This is a genomic window from Variovorax sp. HJSM1_2 (assembly GCF_049316285.1).
In the GTDB taxonomy this organism is placed as follows: domain Bacteria; phylum Pseudomonadota; class Gammaproteobacteria; order Burkholderiales; family Burkholderiaceae_C; genus Rhodoferax_B.
In genome coordinates this window covers 193,235-216,749 of the sequence record NZ_JBMOXA010000005.1, presented here as the reverse complement: position 1 = coordinate 216,749, position 23,515 = coordinate 193,235, and the positions used below count along the sequence as shown (strand labels likewise).

Here is a 23,515-nt window from a genome sequence, read left to right as displayed (position 1 = left end):
TCCCTGGCAAGCGGAGTGGGAACATTGATCACTGGCATGTGCATCTCTAATGAACCCTTGTCCCCCGCTTCCTCGACAGCCGTTTCCGCATCGGACGCAGTCGTTGTCATGGGCTCGAGAGTCGAGAAAGCAATCTGGAGCGAAGCCGGCTCCGCGCTACACGGCTAAAAGCAACATGCGATCAATGTCTGTCAACCATGACTTCATCTCGCGATCTGGATCGACTTCGGCCACCATCTGTGGAGTCATGCTGGCTAGAACTACTTCGGCCAACCATGCCTTCACCCGGTTCTGCCCCCACTTAGAACTCGCAGGGGCAAGCGGGTTAAGCACCGCGACAAGGTCCGCAGGAACGTCCGAGTCAGGCCCGAAGGGCGCGTTGAGTGTGAGCGGTAATTGCAAGGCATTCGCGCATGCGTTGACCGCTTCGTGATGCATGAAATTCTCCACCTCTCGCCGCGTTGTTGAGACTGCTTTACAAGCAGGCCTCTGATTTACTGCATCGACCTTCGCTTGATGTTTTGGTGGCTCAGCCGCACCCGCATCCCGATCGTATAGATGGAACTCGGGCCGATTGAGCGTGTACAGCCTTGATGCCCAAAGCGCCAAGTTGTTAGCTCCACCTGCTGGGACAAAAACTAACTCGCCCGCCATCTCAAGGGCGTCCAAGTCCGGCACAGCCTCTCCATGCGAACGGAGAAGCTTGCTCAGATTCTTTAGGAAAGTGATGTCGTGAATTCCTTCGACGATTACAAAGACCTTGACGGCATGATCTGGAAGCACACCCAAGCTCGCAGCTATAGCTGCGTTCACCGCCTCATCCCCGCCGCACTGGATAGACCTTTGACCTGCAGCGTCTCGGGATAAAAACCGAAGGCTTGAACTCGGAAGAGCGCGAGCTAAGGTCGGTGTGTGTGTGGTCACTATGACCTGATCGTCGCCACACGCCAACTGCTGTAGGGCCCGCATAAGCAACCTCTGGTTGTGGGGATGCTGACTGGTCTCTGGCTCTTCGACCGCATAGATGGTCGACTGGGCACCCTTCTCAAGGATCGATCGCTCTACTTTGGCACGAAAAAAGTTGAGAAGAATTAACCTACGGACACCGCTGCCTCGTTTATTGAGCGGGATCTCTTCGTCACCAGTGATACTGGCTTTGATCAAGGAGGACCAATTGGGTTTATCAAACTTGGGAGCAAGTGTGGCTGCAACGCCAGAGTCCATCTCTCGAAGCTTAGTTAGCGTGAGGTCTGCCACCTTCTTGACCTCTTGCTCAACATGGCTCATCACTGCCTGAAGCTCCACCGCCTTTGCTGCCAGCGCATCCTTTATTGCGAGTTTCAGCGGATCCTGGGCCTCCACATCCTGATCGGAGCTTTGGCGGTCGCTCTTGAACAAGGCAAAAAGCGGCAAAGAGCTCTTAAGACCGTCCCAGACCTTGGCTGCATTACCTTTGTCGTCAACGCCATCGCCCACTAGGACCACGTTCGCTTCAGCCAACTTGAGATCCTGCACTTGGGCACGGATAGCAGATCGCAGCTCTTGTTTGACAGTCTTGTTTACTGTTTTGAGATCAACGCCAATTACTTGAGCCCGATCTTTCAGCTCGTCAATTTTTAGTAAGAGGAGGTCATTGACACTAGCCGCTGTCGGATGGACAGCCTTTAGCTGGATCGTCGTTAGCTTAGGTTTCTCGATCGAACAATTAAAAATCTTCGTGATCTCGAGAAAGCCGCTCGCGTTAAGCATGAACTCGTCGCCGAGGCTACTGGTCGCTGTTTCATCCAAAATCATGTCGGACGGGAGATCACCGAACACGCAGGTGATGGTTACTGCCTTGGCATCGCCACCTTTCGAGGCGTCGTGCTTGTCCAGAACTTTTTCGTTAAAGAAGACATCCAACGCTTCGAGCAGGGTCGATTTACCCGCATCGTTCTTGCCGATCAACGTCGTCAGATCGTCAAACGAGATCGTGAACGGGGCCTTGTAGCAACGGAAATTCGAGACCGTTAGCATGCGCAGCTTCATTGCTCCCCCCAGAATGTTTATTTAGTCCTTGCATGCTACACGAGCATGAGGCAAACGATGAACGGCCCAGAACCAGCGAGCGAACGGCGTAACTAGTGCCTGCGGCACCTTTCCACCGTGTGCGATCAGCGGACACTACCTACTAGTTGTTTGGCAACTATGCTGAGCCGACTGCCACATCGTCAGCCTCTTTCTAGGATCGGACCTTTCACCTAAAGCTGGGCAGTAACTACGGTTCGAAACTGCGCTCTAAATCCTGCGTCGCTAAGTCACTTGCAACCAAGCCGCTCATATGGCAACAACGACGGAAGCAAAATGTCCCCATAAAACTACCTGGCTTTGAGCAACGGTGGGACGGGTGGATCCTGTGCACTTGCGCACATGTGATTGATCCTATGCAGCCTCTGCAACGGACCTGAATCGTGAGATCTCACCGTAGGCCAAAACGCGGGGGTTCTGCGTTGCGACCGGGAAGCGGCTCACAACGAAATTCTTGATCGCAGTCAGGCCCAGTTCTCCCACGAGCACGTGCTCGCGGCTGCGCTCCTTCTCGATGGCCTTCCGGTAGGCCCGGTCAAGGAAGCTGTTGTAGCGAACAAACCTTCGCACGTCGGCCTCGATCCGATTCAAATCGACGAGGTTGTTCTTGCACTGAACGTTGTAGATCACACCGTCGAGCGTCGCAACGACGTCGAACTCGGCGCGTCCGACTCTCTTGATCTCCGTGACATCGAACCCTTGGGCCCGCAGCGCAACTTTGACCGACCGCTCAAAGATAAATCCGGAGCGGATCTGGTATCGACGAACCCGGTTCAGACAGACATTCTTCCAGTGATTTGCGAATCGACTGAGTAGGGTGATCGAAGTGACCAAGTCGCTGCCGACGCGGGTGAACGGCGCGTAGGTGCTGGTATTGTCGACGTAGTCAGCGCTGTCAATAACAAGCGCACTTCTGAGAGCATCGGGCAGTTTCTGCGCTGAGCACAAGTCATCTAAGCGCTTAACCGTTAGTCGAACGAAATACTCGTCAACCACCAAAGGAAGCAGGCTGTGGATGAACGTGGCCAACTGGCCATATGATGTCTCGTGCAGTTTGAACTCTGCGTATGCCGCCCCGATGAACGCGAGATTGTTCACCAGCTCGGCCTTGGAAAAAATCAGTCGGCGGTTCACAGTAACAAGCTTGACCTCGGTGAAGTCGACATCGGCCATTTCAGTGATGGCTGTTCGCTCAGGCTCTAGAAACAACAAGTCCAGCCCGTGGAAGCTGTGGCTTGCCAGGATTCCCACATTTTCGACGTCCAAGGCGAAATCCGGGTACACCCGCGCCAGCATGATGTTGTGATGCATCGAAGTTGTCCCAAGGCCCGCAGTCTCGATCAGGTAAAGGAACTGATTTAAGCCGTCCAGATCGTTCAGCCGCTGAGTTCCCCTGCAGATGCCGGGAATCGTGTGAAGGAGGGCCAGCAGATGCCGTCGGCGAGACTGCAAGTAGCCGATGGCGGCGCCGACGTTCGTCAACTCCCGAGCCGCAGGCAACTGATGCATCGCAAACGATGTGGCGATGGCATGCAGTTGGATGAGCATGCGCATCAGTCGCTGTGCTACCAATCGGGAGAAGCGAGACTCCAGTCCTGCCTTGATGGACGGTAATGCCTGCAGCGCGCCATCCATGTCAAGCAGGGACAAACCCAAAATTTCTTCGAGGAGCGGCTCGCCACGCAGTTCTCCCGGCAGGTTGATCAGCTCTTCGATGCCACGGTAAGTCGAAAACCAGACCTCGAACGTACTTTTGGGCTCGAAGGGCGCAAGAGAGGATTCGATGCCAGCTCGCGAATGGGTTAGCGCCCGCAAGGCCTCGTCCTGCGCGGCTGCGCCCACCAATCGTTTTCGTTCCATCCTTTAGCTCCCTGAGTAAGGCGCTGAATCGTTGCTCGCGCCGTCTTGTTTTTGAAGTCGCCTAATATATAGAGTGGAGTTTCCCAAGTAAGGGAGACATCGAGTGCATCAATCTGGCGTTCGTTAACGTACGGATAGTCGGCAGAATGACGTGAATGCAAACTCCGCCGTTAGCGGCAGACAGCATAGGTATTGCATTCAGACGGGGGAATCTGCTAGCGCAGGCATATTGCCCCGTGAGCCCCGACGCCAAGTTTTCTTGCCGATATGACCCATACCCAGACGCTTGATCCAGCCCAAGAGATCCGCATTGAAGCTGTGCACCGCGGCTTCCTATATCAGCACCTATATGCCGCCGCATGTCTTCTTAATGCCGCGCAGATCGGCGCGACCTCGATAATGGTCGAGCGTGATGAGGACATTGAGGTCATCACGCCAGCAGGACAGACTTACATCCAAGTCAAGACTCGCGGCCAGGCAATCATGCCGGTTGACATCAAATCGGCACTGGAGCGGTTCGACGCGCTGCGGCAAGAACACTTGCACGGCCGGCGGCGGGGCCGAGCGAAGTTCGTGCTGGTGGTCAACCGCCCCTTGGGGCCGTCCTTAAGGGATCAGGTCGAGACAGGAAAACTGGCGGACGATATTGAAATTCTGTGGCCAGGCCGCGCGTGTTCTGGTGACCTTGGTCAGCTTCCGCCGGCTTGGGCGAGCATTGAGGAGGCTGTCTCATGGTGCATTGATCGAGCCGCGAAAGTGCCGCTCGCCATGCTAGCGCCCGACTCCCTCTTGTGGAAGCTGGCTGGACGCGTTCAGGCAGCCTCTGCCGGGGAAGCTCCCCATATGGATCACACCTTCGTGATCTCAGATTTACCGTCACTTTTCGACCAGATCCTGGTTCAGTTGCAGGACTTCCCCGCTCCTCCTGAGCAATACCGCCCCCAAGAGCACGAACCTCAAATCGACTCAAGTTCCCGGGTCCGGATCGTTTCCGGCTTCTCGGGTGCCGGAAAGACTGCATGGGCATCACAGGCGGCGACCTATAGCCGCCACAACTGCGCGTACTTTGACTGCTCAGAAACTCCGAGTGAGGCCCTCGCCCTCTCGCTGGTACGTGAGTTAGCGGCGAAGTTGGCCGGCGCCGGTTCGGATGTGGTGCGCCAGGTCTTGTTACCGGGCGCCACCGGCGTCGAGTCACTGCGCCAGTTGGACATCTACCTCAAGCGCGAGGGCCTCTCACCGATTGTTGTGCTGGACAACGTACACCGCGTTTCGGCTGAGAGCCTCAAACGTATAGCTGATGTCACATCGGCCCTTAAATTCGTGCTCCTGGCGCAGCCGATAGGAACGTTGTCCGAGATCGAAGCCCTTTTGGGCCTGACGCGAGAGCCTCTGAATGGGTGGGGTGTCGACGATGTTGCGGCGGCGGCTGTCGGGTGGGGAGGTCGAGGGAACGCCGCCGCCATGGGGCGTCTGAAGACACTAACGGCTGGCATGCCATTATTCGTCAGGAGTGCCGCTACGATTGCTCGCGAAGACTACGAGGGGCACATCGACCAGATGTGCGACGCCGTCGAGGCATTGACCAACCTGACCCAAACAGCGCAAGAAATCATCTTGGCGAAAGTCTTCGGTGCGTTCCCCATCGCCGCCCAACAATCGATCGCGGTGCTGAGCCTGTCCGATGTTGGCCTTCTCCCAGCCGAAATCTACAAGCTGCTGGACGCTGCCCTGGATATGGATGAGCGAACTGTGGCCGGCGTGATCCGGGCGTTACGAACTGCTGGAGTCGTGGAAATCTATGGAAACAAGGAGATCCGACTGCATGACGCCATTCGTATTGTGGGAAGCCAACACCTTTCAAGCATGCCTGCCGATGTCGCGTCAAGGGCTCGAGTCGCGCTCAAGAGCCTAATGATCGAGGCGTTCCAACGTAGTCGCAACACGGCGCGCCTCTCGCTCTACACGCGGCTTCTGCTGGCCACTGGAGACGTCAAGACGCTAGTAGACCTCATCGGCGAAGAGATGTTCCATGAGATGGGCGTTGCCGTCGAGGTCTGGCACGGCCTAGAGGCGCTGGTAGCCCAAGACGGATCAGATCCCGAACAGCGGTATTGGGCTCTCGATGGTCTTGTCTTCTCGGACATGAAGCTCGGACAAATGGACCGTGTGGCGCCTAGGTTGGCGGCGATGGAGCAATTGATCGACAGCGGAGTGCTCGGTGAGGACGAAGCTCTTTCCTTCCTGATGAAGCGAATGCTTCATTACTCGAATCAAGGTAACGAGGAGGGGGTTCAACGAGCGATTCGCGAGTTGGACAGCCGATTACCGGTGAAAACTGTCCACCGACGCATCTTCCTATACAACGCCGCGGCGGCTCTCTTTCGTTTGCGGCGCTACGAAAGCTCGCTGGGGGTGGTCGAGCAGGTGATCGACGAAACCTTTGCGGTTCTCGGCATTCGCCCGGAGCAGGTCGTTGGCGCAAAGAATGACGCTCTCTGGGCTTTTATCAACAAGCCGGGACTTGATCATGCAGACATTAAGCGGCTCGCGGATGCTCTTGAACTCAAGGCAATGGTGGCCGGCAAGCTCAATGTGCTCGCGCCTTTAACGCGAATCCATGCCATGAAGTTCTACAACATGGCCGGCGCTATTGACTCGCTCATACGTGTCGGGCAAGACCTCGCTGACGAGTTTGTCGAACGACATGATTTCGTGGGCGCGCGCGAAGTCCTTGAGCGATACGTCATGCCGGTGGTAGTGGGCAACCAACTGCTGAATCGGCATTTGGACGTCCGCGCGCAATACGCCGTCGTTCTGGCCTACTGCGGGGTGTACTCAGAAGCCGAGCGGGAGATGGAGCGGCTTCAGGCCTACGAGGAAGGCCTGACACCCCAGGCCCGCATGACCCTCGCGAACCAACGCCAGCTAGTCTCGGAAATCAAGGCCAATCCAATACCACAGTGGCGCCCGGGAGGGCGTCCACTGGCAATTCAAAGGATCAAGCAGGTTTCCGCCGGAATCAAGATCGGGCGCAATGAACCCTGCCCTTGCGGCTCTGGCAAGAAATTCAAGAAGTGCGGCTGCGTGTTGGCATCGACTTAAACTTCTCCCACCAAGAATGCACTGCCGACCCAAAATGGACACGGGAGCCCAACCTAACCTACCCAAGATACCCACAAATGGGTGGCAACTCGAGGTTGTCTTCAGCCCCGGAAAGGCCCGGTTGCCCTGCAGAGCAGCACCTCGGCGGGACCACGGTTCATAATTTGCAAACTCTATTTCTCGGCCTGTACGATCTAGGCCTCAAATTTTGCAAACTCTATTTTGTGTTTTCAAACTCTATTAAGTTGCACCATTGAGCCAGGCCTGCCGCAATCGTTGATCTCGATGGCACCATAGTCGACACCCGTAGCGACTTTCCGGTGGTGCTCAACGGCCGAAAGTTTCATGCCGTCAATGACTTCACTTTCGACTTTAGAAGTACATCAAAGCAATAAAAGCACGCCAAATCTAGCTCGAGACTTTCGACTCTAATTCGGCACTTTCGACTTTAATTGCTTGGAATAACAGCTTTTGACTGGTCGCTCTAACTCGGCCCACCGACTCAATCCGCCTAAAACGCCATTGGTCCCCGTAGAAGCTCACCTTTCGCATCAAGACGTCGGAGACTCACGCCGATAAACACTCCTGATGACCTTCACTTTTGTGCTCTACACACAGTAAAAAAGATATTTGTCCAAATTATCCACAATTGATAATTTTTAGTAAATTTGACTTTTTACCTATAGAAATTATCCATATCTTTAGTCAATTTAAGACAACAAAAAAGGCCCCGAAGGGCCTTGTCTTATTCCACTGTCACGCTTTTCGCCAGGTTGCGGGGCTTGTCTACGTCAGTCCCTCGCGCACATGCCGTGTGATACGACAGCAACTGCAGCGGCACCACGTGTAGCAGCGGCGACAACGCACCGTAGTGCTCAGGCATTCGGATCACGTGCAGGCCTTCACCGCTTTCAATGCGCGAATCTGCATCGGCCAGCACATACAACACACCGCCGCGTGCGCGCACCTCTTGCATATTGCTTTTGAGTTTTTCGAGCAATGCGTCGTTCGGTGCCACCGTGACCACGGGCATCTCGCTGGTGACCAGCGCCAAGGGGCCGTGTTTAAGTTCGCCAGCGGCATACGCTTCGGCGTGGATGTAGGTGATCTCTTTTAACTTGAGCGCGCCCTCAAGTGCGATCGGGTAATGCAGGCCACGGCCAAGAAAGAGTGCGTTTTCTTTGTTGGCAAAGTCTTCGGCCCAGCTGATGATTTGCGGCTCGAGCGCCAGCACGGCCTGGAGCGCGGCTGGCAAATGGCGCATGGCCTTCAAATGCTCGGCCTCTTGCGCGTCGCTCAGACGGCCTTTGGATTGGGCCAAGGCCAGGGTCAGCAAGAACAAGCCTGCCAACTGCGTGGTGAAAGCCTTGGTCGAAGCCACGCCAATTTCCACACCCGCACGTGTGATGTAGGCCAGCTCGCATTCGCGCACCATGGCGGATGTGGCAACGTTGCAGATGGTCAGTGTGTGTTGCATGCCCAGGCTTTGCGCGTGACGCAGTGCGGCCAGGGTGTCGGCGGTTTCGCCGGATTGCGTGATGGTGACCACCAGCGTCTTGGGGTTGGGCACCGATTCGCGGTAGCGGTACTCGCTGGCGATCTCCACCTGCGTAGGGATCTTCGCAATCGACTCCAGCCAGTACTTGGCCGCGCAACCGCTGTAATAACTGGTGCCACACGCCAGGATCAGCACAGAGTCAATTTCCTTGAACACACGCGCCGCGCTGGCAATACGGCCGTCTTCACCGGGCTGGCCGTCAAACAGATCGGGCGTGATCCCCACCACACCTTCGAGCGTGTCGGCAATGGCGCGGGGTTGCTCGAAGATCTCTTTCTGCATGTAGTGGCGGTACGGCCCCAACTCCGCAGCGCCGCTGTGCGCGTGCACGGTTTTCACGGTGCGGGTGACCGGCTTGTGGGCCTTGTCGACGATCCAGTATTTGCCGAGCTGCATGTCGACCACATCGCCCTCTTCCAGGTAAACGATCTGATCGGTCACACCCGCAAGCGCCATAGCGTCGCTGGCCAGGAAGTTTTCCGACGACTGCTGGCCCACTCCCAAGATCAGCGGTGAGCCGGCGCGCGCACCAACCACACGATGCGGCTCGTCTTTGGAGAACACGGCAATCGCGTAGCCACCGCGCAGTTGGCGCACGGCCGCCTTCACGGCCTCGAACACGTCGCCGTCGTAAAGGCTGTCAACCAGATGGGCAATCACCTCGGTATCGGTCTGGCTTTGGAACACGTAGCCGCGCGCTTGCAATGCAGTGCGCAGTTCGTCGTGGTTTTCAATGATGCCGTTGTGCACCAAGGCAATACGCCCAGGCTTGGTGGCGGCATCGGCACCGCTGCCGTGGCTGAAATGGGGGTGGGCGTTGTGCACGGCGGGCGCGCCGTGGGTGGCCCAGCGGGTGTGGGCAATGCCGGTGCCGCCAGCGACCTTGTCTTCTTCCACCTGGGCCATCAACTCCGCCACACGAGAAGTGCTGCGGGCGCGCTGCAGGCCCGTGGCGGCTTGGCCGTCCAGGCTACCGGCATGGACGGCAACACCGCAGGAATCGTAGCCACGGTATTCGAGGCGTTGCAGCCCTTGCACCAAGATTGGAACAATATTGCGTGTAGAAACTGCACCAACGATACCGCACATAACAGACTCCTGTAAAAGAATGGAGCGCATCGTAGGCGAGATAGCGTGACATATGCGTTCAAAATTTCACAATAAAAGTCTAAAAATTTCACCAATGTAGTCATGTGAAATTTTTGGTTTATATTTTCATTTAAATGAAAGAAATTGAATTAGATGCCACGGACTTTCGCTTGCTGGAGCAGCTACAGCGTGATGCCTCGTTGAGCAACCAAGCCCTGGCCGAGCAAATCCACGTTTCGCCACCGACCTGCTTGCGACGCGTGAAGCGATTGCTGGATGCGGGCCTGATTGAGCGGCAAATTGCCGTGCTGAACCCGGAGCGATTGGCGCCAAGCCTGGGCTACGGGCTGACGGCGATTGTGGAGATCACGCTTGACCGGCAAGACGCAGAATCCCTGGATGGGTTTGAGGCTCGCGTGGCCGACGACATTGCGGTGCAGCAGTGTTACCGGGTGTCGCCGGGTCCAGACTTTTGCCTTATCGTTTTTGCGCGCGACATGCCGGATTACCTCGCGCTGGCCCAGCGCCTCTTCACCAGCGACGCCAATGTGCGCAATGTAAAAGCCTTCTTCAGCTTGAAGCGCAGCAAGTTCCAGCCGAGTATTCCGCTACCGGTCTGACGCCAAGTGCGACCAAGGCTTGGCTGGCTTACTTTTTGATAGTAAGCCCAAGCCGTTGGATCACAACATTGGCCGTATTTGGCATGGAATAGGCAGCCCATCTGGCCTCTCAAGGCAAGGATTTTTTACGGGTAAGCCCTGATCTTTGCTTGGTTGTTACACACTGTTCCAGACCGAAACACCTGTGTGCCCTTACAGTACTGCTAAACCATGCAGTACAAAACCATATACAAATGTGGCCATTGCGGCGCTACCAGCTACCGCCCCGTGATTGACCGAGACAGCACCGGTGCGCTCACGCCCACTGGCCTCTACCGTTGCACCGGTTGCCGCGTGACCTTTGATGACCTGCGCACATGGTGGGGCCACGACGGCGCCGCACTGTCGGCCTTACACACCACGGACGTATCGCGCTCCGCCAGCTGACTAAACACGGCCAGCCCGTACCCCACGGCGCCCGGTCTTTTCGGCACCAGACACTTGTTTGAACCAATACAGCCTAACGGTTAGCCGCCATCCTATGCGCCATCAGCCTGGCAAGGCGCTATCTCCGCACCATTTTTAGGGTGGAAAAGCGTCGCGCCGAGGTCGCTTCCAAGGAATAACAGCGTTTCGAAAAATCGAACAATCTTTTCTCAGAAGCAGGATCAAACCTTACGCAACCTGAGTAGGGCAGCTCGAAAAATCCTTTATGCATCAATAACTTAAAGAAAGCGCGAAGCCCCAGCACAGGTCTAAGGCTGATACCTGGATTGCGGGTTCTGCCGGGTCTAAAGCGCATCCCAAACAAAAGCTATCAACTCCATAGAGAGATATGGAACTTCCGCGTTAGCACTCAACTCCATAGAGTGCTAATATTTCGTTCTGAGAAAGGGAATCTGGTATGAACATTCAAACTGGAACCATGGCACCGGCACTGACTTCTGCAAATCCTTGGACGCTTGTACCGTCCCTGGGCAATCTTGACGCCTATATTTCGGCCGTCAACCACATGCCCATGCTCACCCTGGAGCAAGAGCAGCAGTACGCCCGCCAGTTGAAGAACGACGGTGATGTGGATGCCGCAGGAAAGCTGGTGCTTTCGCACCTGCGCCTGGTGGTGTCCATCGCCCGCCAATATCTGGGCTATGGCCTGCCACACGGTGACCTGATCCAAGAAGGCAATGTTGGCTTGATGAAGGCCGTCAAACGTTTCGACCCCGACCAGGGCGTGCGTATGGTGAGCTACGCCATGCACTGGATCAAGGCCGAGATCCACGAATACATCTTGAAGAACTGGCGCATGGTCAAGGTGGCGACCACCAAGTCCCAACGCAAGCTGTTCTTCAATCTGCGGTCCATGAAGCAAGGTTTCAAGGCCGATGCCGCTGATGGCACACACCGCGACACGCTGAGCGAAGGCGAAATCAACTCGATGGCCGAGCAGCTCAACGTCAAGCGTGAAGAAGTCATCGAGATGGAAACCCGCCTGTCGGGCGGTGACGTGATGCTCGACCCCGGTCCATCCGAAGACGGGGAAGACAGCTACGGCCCCATCGCCTACCTGGCCGATACACACCAGGAGCCTACGGCCCAACTCGAAGCGCGTCAGCGTGACGCACTCGCCAGCGACGGTATCAGCACCGCACTGAGCGAACTCGATCCACGCAGCCGCCGCATCGTCGAAGAGCGCTGGTTGAAGGTCAACGACGACGGTTCTGGCGGCATGACGCTGCACGAGCTGGCCGCCGATTACGGTGTGAGTGCCGAGCGGATTCGCCAGATTGAATCGGCCGCCATGAAGAAGATGAAAAAGGCGCTGGCATACTACGCCTGACGCACTGGTTCATTTAATAGACAGGCGCCGCTCACCCGGCGCCTTTTTTCTGAAACGTTCAGGTTTCCACCACCACGCCAGCGCAAGCCGCTGGCGTTGTTGTTTGCGCTTTCATGACGATTTCGGCCAGTGCCGCACCACAAGAATGAGGACAACCAGATGACCACTCGCCCATCCCGCCCAAGCAAACGCAATAGCCCATCCACATCACGTCTACGCCGCGCTGCCATCGCCACCGCAGTGGCCAGCGTGGTTGCGGCGCCCTGGCTGTCGGCACAGGCCGCGCCCGCCGCCGCCCCGGCCGACAACGCCGCCGGCTGGCCCAGCCAACCGCTGAAGATCGTGGTCGGCTTTCCTGCCGGCTCGTCACCCGACCTGACGGCGCGCGCCATTGCCGAACCCTTGGCCAAGGCCCTGGGCCAGCCGGTGATCGTGGAAAACAAGGTTGGTGCGGGTGGCAACATCGGCGCGGACGTGGTGGCCAAGGCCACTGACCAACACACCATAGGTTTGATGATCAACGGCAACATGACGATTGCCAAGTTGCTCAACCCCAAGGTGCCTTACGACCCCATCAAAGACCTGGCCCCGATCTCGCTCATTGGCACGGCGCCGCTGGTGCTGGCCGCGCCGGTGAACGTGGGTGGCGGCGCGAACGCCTCGTCAACCGACTTCTTTGTGGCCGCGCGCAATGCCGGCGACAAGTGGAGCTACGGCACGCCGGGCGTGGGCACGGTGGGCCACCTGGGCATGGAGTTGCTCAAGCTCAAGAGCGGCATCAACCCGGTGCACATTCCCTTCCCGGGCTACGCACAGGTGTTCAACAGCATGCTGGGCGGGCAGATTGAAATTGCCATGCTGCCGCCGGCGCTGGCCATGGCACAGGTCAAGGCCGGCAAGCTGAAGGCGATTGCCGTCACCTCGGCCGCACGCAGTTCGCTGGTGCCCGATGTGCCCAGCATGAGCGAAATCGGCATCCGTGGCTTCCAGATGGAAATCTGGAACGGCGTGGCCGCACCGGCGTCCATGCCCAAGGCCTACGTGGCCAAGTTGTCGACCGCGATCAGCGACATCGTGCGCAGCCCGGTGATTCGCCAGCAGTTGTTTGTGCAGGGCTGGCAGGTGGTCGGTTCGTCGCCCGAAGGCTTGGCCAACCGCATCAAGTCGGACACGGCGCAACTGGGTGGTGTGATCACCATGCGCGGCATTTCGACCGAATAAGAGCCCACCGCCTTTAAGCAAAAAGAGCTGCTGCCGCTTATTCAACAAGCGGTAGCAGCTCTTTTCTTTATAGCAAAGTGATCTACGCTGATTTAAGCAGTTGCTTCAAGTCGGCCACCAGGTCCTTGGCCGGGCTGCCGTAGCGCACATACAAGCGCAGGTTGCCCTTGGTGTCGTAAACATAACTGCCGGCCGAATGGTCCATGCTGTAGCTGGACGGTGTCGCGCCTTCCACCTTCTTGTAATAGACCTTGAAGTCCTTGGCCACGGCGGCCAGCTCTTCGGCCGAGCCGCGCAAGCCTATGAAGGTCGGGTCGAAGTTGGCCATATAGGCCTTGATCACTTCCGGCGTGTCACGCTCGGGGTCGACGGTGATAAACACGGCTTGCAGCTTATCGCTGTCCGCACCCAGCGCTTTCTTTACTTCGGCCAGCTCGGCCAAGGTGGTGGGGCAGACCTCGGGGCACTGCGCAAAACCAAAAAACACCACCACCAGCTTGCCCTTGAAGTCGGCGATGCTGCGCTTCTGGCCGAACTGGTCGGTCAGCGGAAAGTCCTTGGCGTAGTTGGCGCCGGTCATGTCCACGGCGGTAAAGCTGGGCTTGGCTTCAGAACAAGCACTCAAAATGCCACCGGCACTTGCCACAAGAGCGGAGACAGCTATTGTTCTAATAGCACTGCGTTTATCCATGCGCATGTAAGTCGACCTCAAATTCAAAAGACATAGTGGTCGATCAACAAAGCCGCAAAAAGTGCACTCAAATGGATCAACGAAAAGCGAAAAGTCTTGCGCGACAAGGCGTCTGAGTAATTGCGCCACAGCGCCACGGCATAGGCACAGAAGCCAATGCTCAGCACGATGGCCACCACCAGGTAGAGCCACGAACTCATGCCGTAGATGAAGGGCATCAGGCAAGCGGCAAACAGCACAAAGGTGTAGAGCAGGATTTGCAGGCGGGTGAACTCGTTGCCGTGTGTCACCGGCAGCATGGGCAGGCCGGACTTGCGGTAGTCTTCGACGCGGTACAGGGCCAGCGCCCAGAAGTGTGGTGGTGTCCACAAGAAGATGATCAGGAACAGAATGCCCGCCTCGGGCCCCACCGAGCCCGTGACCGACGCCCAGCCCAGCACCGGTGGCATGGCGCCCGAAGCACCGCCGATGACGATGTTCTGCGGCGTGAGCGGCTTCAAGATCACGGTGTAGACCACGGCATAACCAACAAACGTGGCGAACGTAAGCCACATGGTCAGCGGGTTGACCCACAGGTACAGAATGCTCGAGCCAGCCGCACACAGCACCGCAGACAGGGCCAGCGCCTGCCAATCGGGCAGTTCGTTCTTGGCCGTGGGGCGCCAGGCGGTGCGCTTCATCTTGGCGTCAATACCCTTCTCCACCAGGCAGTTGAAGGCGGCAGCGGCACCCGCCACCAGCCAGATGCCAGCGCAGGCGGTGGCCCAGAGTTGCAGGTCGGCCAGCGTGGGCACGCCGGGCACGGCCAGCACCATGCCTATCAGCGCGCAGAACACGATGAGCTGCACCACCCGAGGTTTGGTCAGGGCGTAATACTGCCGCAAGCGCGAAGGCTGGGGCAAGCTTGCTGCAGCCGGCGTTGTCGGGGCTGCGGGGGGGCTAGTGTCTGCGGCACTCATCCAGAAAATCTCGGTCCATTCAGGTGGGACAAGCCCACGGGTTCGGTGGCGCTGCGGGTGGCATACACGGTCCAGGTCAGCACCACCACCATCGCGGCGGCACCTCCGGTGTGCAGCACTGCGGCCAGAAGCGGCCAGCCCAGCACCACGTTGCTCAGTCCGGTGGCCAATTGGGCCACCAGCAAAAATCCCAACCAGCGCGCGGGTTGGCGCAGGCTGTCAAATCGGTTCAGCTTCCAGGCCAGCAGCGCCAGCAACACGGCGGCCACGTAAGCCATCAAGCGGTGTACGTAATGGATGGCGGTGAGCGCTTCAAAACTGATGCTGCCGCCGTCACCCTGGCGCCCCAAAGCGCGCCACAGCTCAAAGCCCTGACGGAAGTCCATCGCCGGCCACCAGCTGTCCTGGCAGGTCGGGAACTGGGTGCAGGCCAGCACCGCGTAGTTGGTGCTGACCCAACCGCCGAGCGCAATCTGCAGGCCCAGCGCCGCCACACCCGCCCACAGCAGCCACACCAGGCCGCTGGGCAACACCTGCGCGGGCAAACGCCCATCGGCACGCGCATACAACGCGGCCTGCGCACACAGCAACAGCAGCAGCACCAGCCCGCCCAGCAAATGCAGCGTGACGATGGCCGGGAACAGCTTCATGGTGACGGTGAGCGCACCAAACGCGCCCTGCAAACACACCCACAGCAAGGTCAGTGTGGGCCACCAGGGGCTGATGGCCTTGGCGCCACTTTTGCGCGCGCGCTGCCACTGCAGCCAGCTCACCAGCGCCAGCACCAAAATCAACACACCCACGCCGGTGGCCAGGTAGCGGTGGATCATTTCTATCCAGGCCTTCTGGTGCGTCACCGGGCCCGTGGGCATGGCGGCTTGTGCGGCGGCAATGTCGCCGTGCGCACCCACCGGGCTGGCATGGCCGTAACAGCCAGGCCAATCGGGGCAACCCAGGCCGGAATCGGTGAGGCGTGTGAAGGCGCCGAACACCACCAGGTCAAAGGTCAGGAACAGCGTGAGCACCGTGAGTGCCTGCAGACGGCCGGCCGTTGTGCTGTGTTTGTTGCGCAGCCACACCCAGGCCAGCGGGCCCACGGCCAGCACCAGGCCGCCGAGCATCATCTGCAGCAGCGGCGAGAGGTTGTAGAGATCAGGTGTATCCATCAGCAAGCAAAGCTCAACTGTCTTCCGTGGGGAACACCATGGAGCCGGCTTTGCCGGGCCATGGGTGTTGCCCCCCGCAAGGGGGTTGGCGCAGCGACACGAAGTACGCGCAGACTGGGGGTGAGCAACATCATCGTCCCGGCTCGTCCCAGGACGCGGAGGCACGCAGCAAACGCTCAACCGAGCGCTTTGCGGATGCGGCACCCGTGTTGTCCATTGCAGCCGGGAAACGCATCATCCAGTTGCCCATGGGGTCGACCACATACAGGTGGGCAGACAAGGCCTGGCCTTGGGCCGGATGCAGCCAGGCAGCGAGTGCGGCCGCGTCCACACGCAACACGCTGGCGCCCTTCAGCGCGGGCATCAAGGCGTCTGGAATCGGGGCGTTGTCGGTCACCAGCCAGACGCGGTCCATGCGGTCCTTTTCGCGGCCCAGGCTTTCGCGCAACTGGCGCTGCAGATAAAGGTTGCGTTCACACACGGCGTCGCAGGCGGCGCCGCCCACCGTCACCAGCAGCCACTGGCCACGCAAAGCCGTCAACGGCTTGGCTTCGCCGCCAGCGCCAACCGCCGCCAGCGTAGGCAACGACGGCATAGGCTGCACCGGCTCCACCAGGTCGCCATACGCAGGACGGCCTTCGGGCTTGATCACGTAGAACGTGAAGTACGAAGCGATCACCGGCGCCGCACAAACCAGCATCACGGCCAGCATCTTCCAGCGGCCGGCATAGGTGCGCCGCGCATCTTCAGCGACCGCATCCTGCGGCGTGGGCAGGCTGTGGATGGTCAGGCCCAAAGGCTCGTCAACGGCTGCCGTCGAGCTGGCGTCTGCGCGGGAGTAGGTAGCGTCGGACAATTTGGAACCAGACATAAAGTGTTGTGATCAAGGCGCACAGCGCAAACCATTGGAACGCATAGCCGTAATGTTTTTCGACCCCTGAGGTGACCACCGGCCAATCGCGCTGCAGCGGGCCGTCTGCCGCACCGGTCTGCACCACCGACAACGGCAACAGGTCTAGCCCAGTTTCCACGCGAAACGCTTCCAGGTCGAGATTTTGCCGGATGGCCCCGCCCTGCTCCGTCCCCATGGCATAAAGCTTGCCGGGCGGGGGGGCCATTCGGCCTTGCAAAAGCACTTCCCCCGGTGGCGACACAATCTGTGGCAAGGCCGTGCGGTCGACAAAATTACGCGGCACCCAGCCGCGCTGCACCAACACCGCAGGGCCGCCGGCGCTGGGCTGCAGCGGTGTAACCACATAAAAACCGGGCTGGCCGTGCATCTGCCGGTTGTCCAGAAACACAGTATGCGCGGGCAACCATTGCCCACGCACGGAAACCGCCCTGTAGAGCAAATGACTATAGTCGGCGCCTGCGGCCAGCGACGTGGTCAAATTGTCCCACCCCAGCGCAGGCAACTGCTGCTGGGCCAGCATCTCCGCCTGCAAGGCTTCTTTCTGTGCCGCGCGTGACAGTTGCCAGCGCCCCAGCGCGGCGGTGCAGCCTATGCCCAGCACTGCGGCCAAGCTCACCAGCCAAAAACGCAGCCCGGGCGCCCCCAATGGTGTTTGGCTCACGACAGTCCGCGCGCCATAATGCGCCCCATGACGTATCTCGCTTCTGCCGCGTTCGCAGCCATTCTGATCAGCCTGGCCACGGCCTTGTATTTCATGCTCAAGGGCGGCGGTGCAGATGAGCAAAAACCAGCCAAGCCCGGGCGCATGGCACGTGCACTGACGTTTCGCATAGGCTTTTCGGTGCTGCTGTTCATCTGTATTCTGGTTGGCTGGAAACTGGGTTACCTACACCCGACGGGCATTCCTTCAGGGAAATGATAACGACCAACAAAAAAGCGCCGCGAGGCGCTTTTTTGTTGGGGCCGCGCGGGCAAAGCCGGCCATTCCATTACTTACAACCAATAGACCACCACATAAAGGCCCAGCCACACCACGTCAACAAAGTGCCAGTACCAGGCCGCGCCTTCAAAGCCGAAATGGCGCGCAGGCGTGAAGTGCCCCTTCATCAGGCGCAGGGTGATGAACAGCAGCATCAACATGCCGACCAACACGTGGAAGCCGTGGAAACCGGTCAGCAGGAAGAACGTGGAGCCATAAACACCGGAGCTGAGCTTCAGGTTCAGATCGGCATAAGCGTGTGCGTATTCATAACCTTGCACAAACAGAAAGACCGTCCCCAGGATCACCGTGGCCCACATGAAGGCAATGGTGCGGCCACGGTTGCCGGCCACCAGCGCATGGTGGGCAATGGTCAGCGTGACACCCGACGACAGCAGCAACGCGGTGTTGATGGTCGGCAGCCAGAACGGCGTCATGGTGGTGAAGGGTTCGGTGGTGCCAGCGGGCGATGCCGTCACCCCTGCAGCCATGCTGGGCCAAACGGCCTTGAAGTCGGGCCACAACAAGGCGTTGTCCAAACTGCCCAGCATAGGCACGGAATGCGACCGGGCCCACCACAAAGCCGTGAAAAAGGCACCGAAGAACATCACCTCGGAGAAGATGAACCAGCTCATGCTCCAGCGGTAAGACAGGTCGATCTTGTGGCCGTACAGCCCGCCCTCGCTTTCACTCACGGCATCGCGGAACCACTGGAACAGCACCACCCACCAGAACAACATGCCAAAGGCCAGCGAATACTTGCCCCATTCCACACCGTTGACCCACTGGCCTGCGCCCAGGATCACGAAGAAAAGCCCGACCGCGGACATGATGGGATGGCGCGAAGGGCCGGGTACAAAGTAGTACGGGGTTGCGCCGTGTGCAGTTGAACTCATTTTCAGCTCCTAGTCCCTAATTTTGTTTTCATCATGGCTGGTGAGGCGCTACGTGGCAACCACCCAGCGCACCACCAACATCAATCCCACCACCAGCAGCAACACTGCAGCCAACCCCACCACCACCAGGTGCAAGGGGTTGATCTTGCGCAAGTCGCTCTCGTAGCCCTCTCGCTTACGAATTCCCAGCAAGGCCCAAGCCACGGCCTTGAGTGTGACCCAGAAGCCTCCGGCTTCAGCGGTCTGCGGCCTGGGATTTGCCATGTCAGCCACCACGCTCGCTGCTCACATGGGCACTGGCGTCTGCCGACTCCGGCGCCGCAGGCGTTTTGCCCCCCACCTCAAAGAAGGTGTACGACAGCGTGATCGTTGTCACGTCCTTAGACAGCTTGGGGTCGATCACAAAGGCCACCGGCCATTGCTTCTTCTCGCCCGGCTCCAGCGTGTACTGGTTGAAGCAAAAACATTCGAGCTTGTTGAAGTGGGCCTGTGCCTGGCGCGGCGCGTAGCTGGGAATGGCCTGTGCGGCCATGCGCCGGTTTTGCACGTTCTGAAACTCGTACATCACCGTGGCCAACTCGCCCGGATGCACTTGCATGGAACGTTTTTCCGGCTTGAACTCCCATGGACCACGGGCGTTGGCATCGAATTCCACCGTGATGGTACGGCTGGTGTCGACCTGGCTATTCGCTGGCAGTTGCGCATTTTTGCCGGCCTTGCCAACACCCGGAACCTCGCGCTCGGCCAAGGCCAGGATGTTGATGCCCGTGGCTTCGCAAATGGCCCGATACAGCGGCACCAAGCCATACCCAAACGCAAACATGCTGGCCGTGATGACGGCCAACTTGCCCAGCATCTTGAAGTTTTCGCGGCGCAAAGCCATGGGCTAGAGCTTTCGTTCCTTAATGGCCAAGCGCCACCATCTTCACCACAAACCCGACCAGGAAAGCCAGGGCGATGGTGGCCAGGATCAGCGCGGTGCGAACGTTGTGGCGTTTTTGTTCTGGAGTCATGGCCATCACAAAGCCTTAACCAATCACGCGGGTTGCGGTGGCATCCAGCTTGGGCGGAGTCTCGAAGGTGTGGAAAGGTGCAGGCGAAGGCACTTCCCATTCCAGACCCTCGGCCGCTTCCCATGGCTTGGCGGCTGCCTTTTCACCCTGGCCACGCATGGCGGGCAAAACCACGAACAGGAAGAAATACACCTGCGCAAAACCGAAGAAGAACGCGCCCACCGAAGCAATGGCGTTGAAGTCGGCGAACTGCATGGGGTAGTCGGCGTAACGGCGTGGCATGCCGGCCAGCCCCAGGAAGTGCATGGGGAAGAAGGTCACGTTGAACGAAATCAGCGACCACCAGAAGTGGATCTTGCCGCGACGTTCGTTGTACATCACACCGGTCCACTTGGGGCACCAGTAGTAGAAGCCGGCGAACATGGCGTACAGCGAACCGGCCACCAGCACGTAGTGGAAGTGGGCCACCACGTAATAAGTGTCTTGCAGCTGGATGTCGATAGGCGCCACGGCCAGGATCAGCCCGGTGAAGCCGCCCATGGTGAACACGAAGATGAAGCCCACCGCAAACAGCATGGGGGTTTCAAACGTCATCGAACCCTGCCACATGGTGGCGATCCAGTTGAAGATCTTCACGGCCGTGGGCACGGCGATCAGCATGGTGGCGTACATGAAGAACAGCTGGCCCGTCACCGGCATGCCGGTGGTGAACATGTGGTGCGCCCAGACGATGAAGGACAGGATGGCGATGGAGCTGGTGGCATACACCATGGAGGCGTAGCCGAACAGCTTCTTGCGCGCAAAGGCCGGCACGATCTGGCTGACGATGCCGAAGGCCGGCAAGATCATGATGTAGACCTCGGGGTGACCGAAGAACCAGAAGATGTGCTGGTACATCACCGGGTCGCCACCACCGGCGGCGCTGAAGAAGCTGGTGCCAAAGTGGCGGTCGGTCAGCGTCATGGTGATGGCGCCGGCCAGCACCGGCATCACGGCGATCAGCAGGTAGGCGGTGATCAGCCAGGTCCAGCAGAACATCGGCATCTTCATCAGCGTCATGCCGGGGGCGCGCATGTTCAGGATGGTGACGATGATGTTGATCGAACCCATGATGGACGAGGCACCCAGGATGTGCATCGCAAAAATGCCGGCGTCCATGCTGGGCCCCATCTGCAGCGTCAGCGGGGCGTACAGCGTCCAGCCTGCGGCAGGCGCGCCACCGGGCATGAAGAACGAACCCACCAGCATCAGTGCGGCCGGAATCATCAGCCAGAAGCTGAAGTTGTTCATGCGTGCGAACGCCATGTCGGACGCGCCAATCTGCAGCGGAATCATCCAGTTCGCGAAGCCCACAAAGGCCGGCATGATGGCGCCGAACACCATGATCAGCCCGTGCATGGTGGTGAACTGGTTGAACAGCTCGGGGTTGACCAATTGCAGGCCGGGCTGGAACAGCTCGGCGCGGATCAGCAGCGCCAGCAAACCACCGACCATGAGCATGGTGAAGCTGAACAGCAGGTAGAGCGTGCCAATGTCTTTGTGGTTGGTGGCGAACAGCCAACGCCGCCAGCCGGTGGGGGCGTGGTGGTCATGGTGGTCGTCGTGGGCGTGACCGTGAGGATCGAGTACTGCGCTCATCTTCTATATTTCCTTGTCGTTGTCTCTGGGCACGCCTGACTTATTTGCCACGCTGGGCAAGCACTTCGGAGGGCTGTACCAGTTGCCCCGTTTTGTTCGACCAGGTGTTCTTGGTGTAGCTGGCCACGGCCGCCAGATCGGTGTCGCTGAGTTGCTTCCACGATGGCATGGCGCCGTTGTTCTGGCCTTTGAGCAGCACTTGAATCTGTTTGCTGTGGTCGGTGTCCAGCACCACCGCCGCGCCATCCAATGGCTTGATAGGGCCGGCGCCCTTGCCGTTGGCCTGGTGGCAGGCCGCGCAGTTGGCGGCATAGACCTTTTCGCCACGCTTCAGGATGTCGTCCAGCGTCCAGACCTTGGTCGGGTCGTCGAGTTTGGCTGCGGCCTTTTTCTTCTCGTCAGCCACCCACTTGGTGTAATCCTCGGCAGACACCACCTTCACCTGGATGGGCATGTAGGCGTGTTCCTTGCCGCAGAGTTCGGCGCATTGGCCATAGTAGGTGCCGATCTTTTCGGCGCGGAACCAGGTGTCGCGCACAAAGCCCGGAATCGCGTCCTGCTTGATACCGAAGGCCGGCACCATGAAGGCGTGGATCACGTCGTTGGCGGTGGTGATGATGCGCACCTTTTTGTTGACCGGCACCACCAGCGCGTTGTCGACCTTCAGCAGGTAGTCGTCAACCACCTGGCCGCCTTTGGGGCCGCCAGCGTTGGAGAGTGCGCGCTGGGTCGCATCCAGCGTGGAGACCATGGAGATCCCCTCGCCCTCACCGGTGAGGTAGTCGTAGCCCCATTTCCACTGCATGCCCGTGGCCTTGATGGTCACATCGGCATTGGTCGTGTCTTTCATGGCCACCACCACCTTGGTGGCCGGCAAGGCCATCAGGATCACGATCACAAAAGGCACGATGGTCCAGATGATTTCCACCGTCACCGACTCATGGAAGTTGGCCGGCTTGTAGCCCTTGGACTTGCGGTGCTTCCAGATGGAATAAAACATGACGCTGAACACGGCGATAAAGATCACCGTGCAGACGATCAGCATGCCCCAGTGCAGAAAGTGCTGCTCTTCCGAGATGCGGGTCACACCCACAGGCAGGTTCAATTGGCGTACGCCTGGCCCTCCGGGCAAATCGTTGGTGGCATGTGCGGCGGTGCTGAGCCAAGCGCCAGCCCACGCACCAAATGCGGGTAGCAGTGAAACAAACTTGTTATGCGTCATCTTCATCGTTTTCACTTTTTTCAACATTGCTATTGAACCAAACCACTGTCCATCGAACGAAGATTGCCGCTGCCGGCACCGCCACGCAGCGCCATACGGAGCTCACGCGCCAGCGCTGAACGCTGCTCGGGGCGCACGAACCGCCCCACCTCGATCGACTTGCCTCTCCCAGAAACCTCTATCAGTGAGCAATCGCCTGTTTTAGGTTCGATCCTGACCCACTCGCGATTGAACTCCGCCCGTTCCAATCGCCCAGCATTCTCGCGTTCGACCACCAGTTGAGCACCTTGGAGTGAGATTTTTTCGCCGTCGGTGGCATGCCGGGCATAGAGCAAAAACGCCACACCCACCGCCGCCAGCTCCAGCCAGGCAAACGGCAAAACCAAGGTGGCGCCCTGTACCCAGAAAAATGTCCCAATGGCCAACGACACCACGCAGATGGAAGCGTACAGACATCCCAACTGCAGCGGCGTGACCGAGCAGTTGCGCTTCAACAGCCAGTAGACGTTCTGGCCGGAAACTGTGGCGAAACGAAAGACCAGATTCGACACGGATGAGACTCACAAAAATCAGCCGCTCGCCGGCCGATCACATCCGGTCGATAAAGCTGTCTACGTGGGGAAATGCCCAAATCCAAATTGTTCTTCTGCGTTTCATTGTAGCCGTGCTTATTTCACGCAAAGCCACACCAGTCGCGCATTT

The 23,515-nt window shown here is 58.7% G+C and carries 21 protein-coding genes; 6 read left to right on the top strand and 15 right to left on the bottom strand.

Annotated features, from left to right (window positions below):
• Positions 1–156: 156 nt before the first annotated feature.
• On the bottom strand, positions 157–2,028 hold the full coding sequence (locus ACFQ95_RS07850; protein ID WP_422830287.1) for an ATP-binding protein: 1,872 nt from the start codon (positions 2,026–2,028) through the stop codon (positions 157–159).
• 393 nt (positions 2,029–2,421) lie between these two features.
• Complete coding sequence (locus ACFQ95_RS07845; RefSeq protein WP_422830286.1) at positions 2,422–3,927, bottom strand: hypothetical protein; 1,506 nt, start codon at positions 3,925–3,927, stop codon at positions 2,422–2,424.
• 267 nt (positions 3,928–4,194) lie between these two features.
• Here ACFQ95_RS07845 and ACFQ95_RS07840 point away from each other — a divergent pair, with 267 nt between their 5' ends.
• Positions 4,195–7,032, top strand: a complete 2,838-nt coding sequence (locus ACFQ95_RS07840; protein WP_422830285.1) for an AAA family ATPase — start codon at positions 4,195–4,197, stop codon at positions 7,030–7,032.
• A 745-nt stretch (positions 7,033–7,777) separates the two neighbouring features.
• On the opposite strand, the gene glmS is transcribed toward ACFQ95_RS07840, so the two are convergent.
• Complete coding sequence (gene glmS, locus ACFQ95_RS07835) at positions 7,778–9,679, bottom strand: glutamine--fructose-6-phosphate transaminase (isomerizing) (RefSeq protein ID WP_422830284.1); 1,902 nt, start codon at positions 9,677–9,679, stop codon at positions 7,778–7,780.
• A gap of 134 nt (positions 9,680–9,813) precedes the next feature.
• Between glmS and ACFQ95_RS07830 the strand changes: the two genes are divergently transcribed.
• The 4 genes from ACFQ95_RS07830 to ACFQ95_RS07815 all read left to right on the top strand — a co-directional run bounded on the left by ACFQ95_RS07830 (position 9,814) and on the right by ACFQ95_RS07815 (position 13,336).
• Entirely contained in the window at positions 9,814–10,299 is a 486-nt protein-coding gene (locus tag ACFQ95_RS07830) for an Lrp/AsnC family transcriptional regulator (protein ID WP_422830283.1), read from the top strand.
• Between the two features lie 267 nt (positions 10,300–10,566).
• The gene (locus ACFQ95_RS07825) at positions 10,567–10,725 is read left to right on the top strand and encodes a hypothetical protein (RefSeq protein ID WP_422830282.1); all 159 of its coding nucleotides are present in this window, start codon (positions 10,567–10,569) and stop codon (positions 10,723–10,725) included.
• 457 nt (positions 10,726–11,182) lie between these two features.
• Positions 11,183–12,115 (top strand): RNA polymerase sigma factor RpoH, encoded by a 933-nt coding sequence (gene rpoH, locus ACFQ95_RS07820; RefSeq protein ID WP_422830281.1) that lies wholly within the window; start codon positions 11,183–11,185, stop codon positions 12,113–12,115.
• A gap of 159 nt (positions 12,116–12,274) precedes the next feature.
• Positions 12,275–13,336, top strand: a complete 1,062-nt coding sequence (locus tag ACFQ95_RS07815; RefSeq protein WP_422830280.1) for a Bug family tripartite tricarboxylate transporter substrate binding protein — start codon at positions 12,275–12,277, stop codon at positions 13,334–13,336.
• 82 nt (positions 13,337–13,418) lie between these two features.
• Here the strand turns inward: ACFQ95_RS07815 and ACFQ95_RS07810 are convergent, their stop codons facing one another.
• The 5 genes from ACFQ95_RS07810 to ACFQ95_RS07790 form a co-directional block, all read right to left on the bottom strand.
• Positions 13,419–14,033 (bottom strand): SCO family protein, encoded by a 615-nt coding sequence (locus ACFQ95_RS07810; protein ID WP_422830279.1) that lies wholly within the window; start codon positions 14,031–14,033, stop codon positions 13,419–13,421.
• A 17-nt stretch (positions 14,034–14,050) separates the two neighbouring features.
• Positions 14,051–14,986, bottom strand: a complete 936-nt coding sequence (gene cyoE, locus ACFQ95_RS07805) for a heme o synthase (RefSeq protein WP_422830278.1) — start codon at positions 14,984–14,986, stop codon at positions 14,051–14,053.
• Complete coding sequence (locus ACFQ95_RS07800) at positions 14,983–16,152, bottom strand: COX15/CtaA family protein (protein ID WP_422830277.1); 1,170 nt, start codon at positions 16,150–16,152, stop codon at positions 14,983–14,985. Before ACFQ95_RS07800 ends, cyoE begins: the two co-directional genes overlap by 4 nt.
• A gap of 130 nt (positions 16,153–16,282) precedes the next feature.
• Complete coding sequence (locus tag ACFQ95_RS07795) at positions 16,283–17,023, bottom strand: hypothetical protein (RefSeq protein ID WP_422830276.1); 741 nt, start codon at positions 17,021–17,023, stop codon at positions 16,283–16,285.
• Positions 16,956–17,726: an SURF1 family protein gene (locus ACFQ95_RS07790; RefSeq protein ID WP_422830275.1), complete on the bottom strand. Its 771-nt coding sequence runs from the start codon at positions 17,724–17,726 to the stop codon at positions 16,956–16,958. Before ACFQ95_RS07790 ends, ACFQ95_RS07795 begins: the two co-directional genes overlap by 68 nt.
• Positions 17,727–17,753: 27 nt before the next feature.
• On the opposite strand from ACFQ95_RS07790, the gene ACFQ95_RS07785 reads away from it, so the two are divergent.
• Entirely contained in the window at positions 17,754–17,984 is a 231-nt protein-coding gene (locus ACFQ95_RS07785; protein ID WP_422830274.1) for a twin transmembrane helix small protein, read from the top strand.
• Positions 17,985–18,058: 74 nt separating this feature from the next.
• Here ACFQ95_RS07785 and ACFQ95_RS07780 read toward each other — a convergent pair whose 3' ends face one another.
• From ACFQ95_RS07780 to ACFQ95_RS07750, 7 genes are read right to left on the bottom strand one after another with little or no spacing between them, the layout of a single operon-like run.
• Positions 18,059–18,940 carry a cytochrome c oxidase subunit 3 gene (locus tag ACFQ95_RS07780; protein ID WP_422830273.1) on the bottom strand — a complete coding sequence of 294 codons (882 nt, stop codon included), beginning with the start codon at positions 18,938–18,940 and terminating at the stop codon, positions 18,059–18,061.
• A 48-nt stretch (positions 18,941–18,988) separates the two neighbouring features.
• Positions 18,989–19,204, bottom strand: a complete 216-nt coding sequence (locus ACFQ95_RS07775; protein WP_422830272.1) for a DUF2970 domain-containing protein — start codon at positions 19,202–19,204, stop codon at positions 18,989–18,991.
• A 1-nt stretch (position 19,205) separates the two neighbouring features.
• The gene (locus ACFQ95_RS07770) at positions 19,206–19,823 is read right to left on the bottom strand and encodes a cytochrome c oxidase assembly protein (RefSeq protein WP_422830271.1); all 618 of its coding nucleotides are present in this window, start codon (positions 19,821–19,823) and stop codon (positions 19,206–19,208) included.
• 19 nt (positions 19,824–19,842) lie between these two features.
• The gene (locus tag ACFQ95_RS07765; RefSeq protein ID WP_422830270.1) at positions 19,843–19,953 is read right to left on the bottom strand and encodes a cytochrome oxidase small assembly protein; all 111 of its coding nucleotides are present in this window, start codon (positions 19,951–19,953) and stop codon (positions 19,843–19,845) included.
• 15 nt (positions 19,954–19,968) lie between these two features.
• Positions 19,969–21,591 (bottom strand): cytochrome c oxidase subunit I, encoded by a 1,623-nt coding sequence (gene ctaD / locus ACFQ95_RS07760; RefSeq protein ID WP_422830269.1) that lies wholly within the window; start codon positions 21,589–21,591, stop codon positions 19,969–19,971.
• A gap of 40 nt (positions 21,592–21,631) precedes the next feature.
• On the bottom strand, positions 21,632–22,819 hold the full coding sequence (gene coxB, locus ACFQ95_RS07755) for a cytochrome c oxidase subunit II (RefSeq protein ID WP_422830268.1): 1,188 nt from the start codon (positions 22,817–22,819) through the stop codon (positions 21,632–21,634).
• Positions 22,820–22,842: 23 nt separating this feature from the next.
• On the bottom strand, positions 22,843–23,364 hold the full coding sequence (locus tag ACFQ95_RS07750; RefSeq protein ID WP_422830267.1) for a DUF2244 domain-containing protein: 522 nt from the start codon (positions 23,362–23,364) through the stop codon (positions 22,843–22,845).
• Between the last annotated feature and the right edge of the window lie 151 nt (positions 23,365–23,515).

Coding starts and splice junctions, on each gene's coding strand:
- coxB (WP_422830268.1), bottom strand. CDS start 22,819: ATGAAGATGACGCATAACAAGTTTGTTTCACTGCTACCCGCATTTGGT.
- ACFQ95_RS07765 (WP_422830270.1), bottom strand. CDS start 19,953: ATGACTCCAGAACAAAAACGCCACAACGTTCGCACCGCGCTGATCCTG.
- ACFQ95_RS07840 (WP_422830285.1), top strand. CDS start 4,195: ATGACCCATACCCAGACGCTTGATCCAGCCCAAGAGATCCGCATTGAA.
- ctaD (WP_422830269.1), bottom strand. CDS start 21,591: ATGAGCGCAGTACTCGATCCTCACGGTCACGCCCACGACGACCACCAT.
- ACFQ95_RS07815 (WP_422830280.1), top strand. CDS start 12,275: ATGACCACTCGCCCATCCCGCCCAAGCAAACGCAATAGCCCATCCACA.
- ACFQ95_RS07800 (WP_422830277.1), bottom strand. CDS start 16,152: ATGGATACACCTGATCTCTACAACCTCTCGCCGCTGCTGCAGATGATG.
- ACFQ95_RS07770 (WP_422830271.1), bottom strand. CDS start 19,823: ATGGCTTTGCGCCGCGAAAACTTCAAGATGCTGGGCAAGTTGGCCGTC.
- ACFQ95_RS07850 (WP_422830287.1), bottom strand. CDS start 2,028: ATGAAGCTGCGCATGCTAACGGTCTCGAATTTCCGTTGCTACAAGGCC.
- ACFQ95_RS07795 (WP_422830276.1), bottom strand. CDS start 17,023: ATGTCTGGTTCCAAATTGTCCGACGCTACCTACTCCCGCGCAGACGCC.
- ACFQ95_RS07830 (WP_422830283.1), top strand. CDS start 9,814: ATGAAAGAAATTGAATTAGATGCCACGGACTTTCGCTTGCTGGAGCAG.
- ACFQ95_RS07810 (WP_422830279.1), bottom strand. CDS start 14,033: ATGCGCATGGATAAACGCAGTGCTATTAGAACAATAGCTGTCTCCGCT.
- ACFQ95_RS07785 (WP_422830274.1), top strand. CDS start 17,754: ATGACGTATCTCGCTTCTGCCGCGTTCGCAGCCATTCTGATCAGCCTG.
- cyoE (WP_422830278.1), bottom strand. CDS start 14,986: ATGAGTGCCGCAGACACTAGCCCCCCCGCAGCCCCGACAACGCCGGCT.
- ACFQ95_RS07775 (WP_422830272.1), bottom strand. CDS start 19,204: ATGGCAAATCCCAGGCCGCAGACCGCTGAAGCCGGAGGCTTCTGGGTC.
- rpoH (WP_422830281.1), top strand. CDS start 11,183: ATGAACATTCAAACTGGAACCATGGCACCGGCACTGACTTCTGCAAAT.
- glmS (WP_422830284.1), bottom strand. CDS start 9,679: ATGTGCGGTATCGTTGGTGCAGTTTCTACACGCAATATTGTTCCAATC.
- ACFQ95_RS07780 (WP_422830273.1), bottom strand. CDS start 18,940: ATGAGTTCAACTGCACACGGCGCAACCCCGTACTACTTTGTACCCGGC.
- ACFQ95_RS07845 (WP_422830286.1), bottom strand. CDS start 3,927: ATGGAACGAAAACGATTGGTGGGCGCAGCCGCGCAGGACGAGGCCTTG.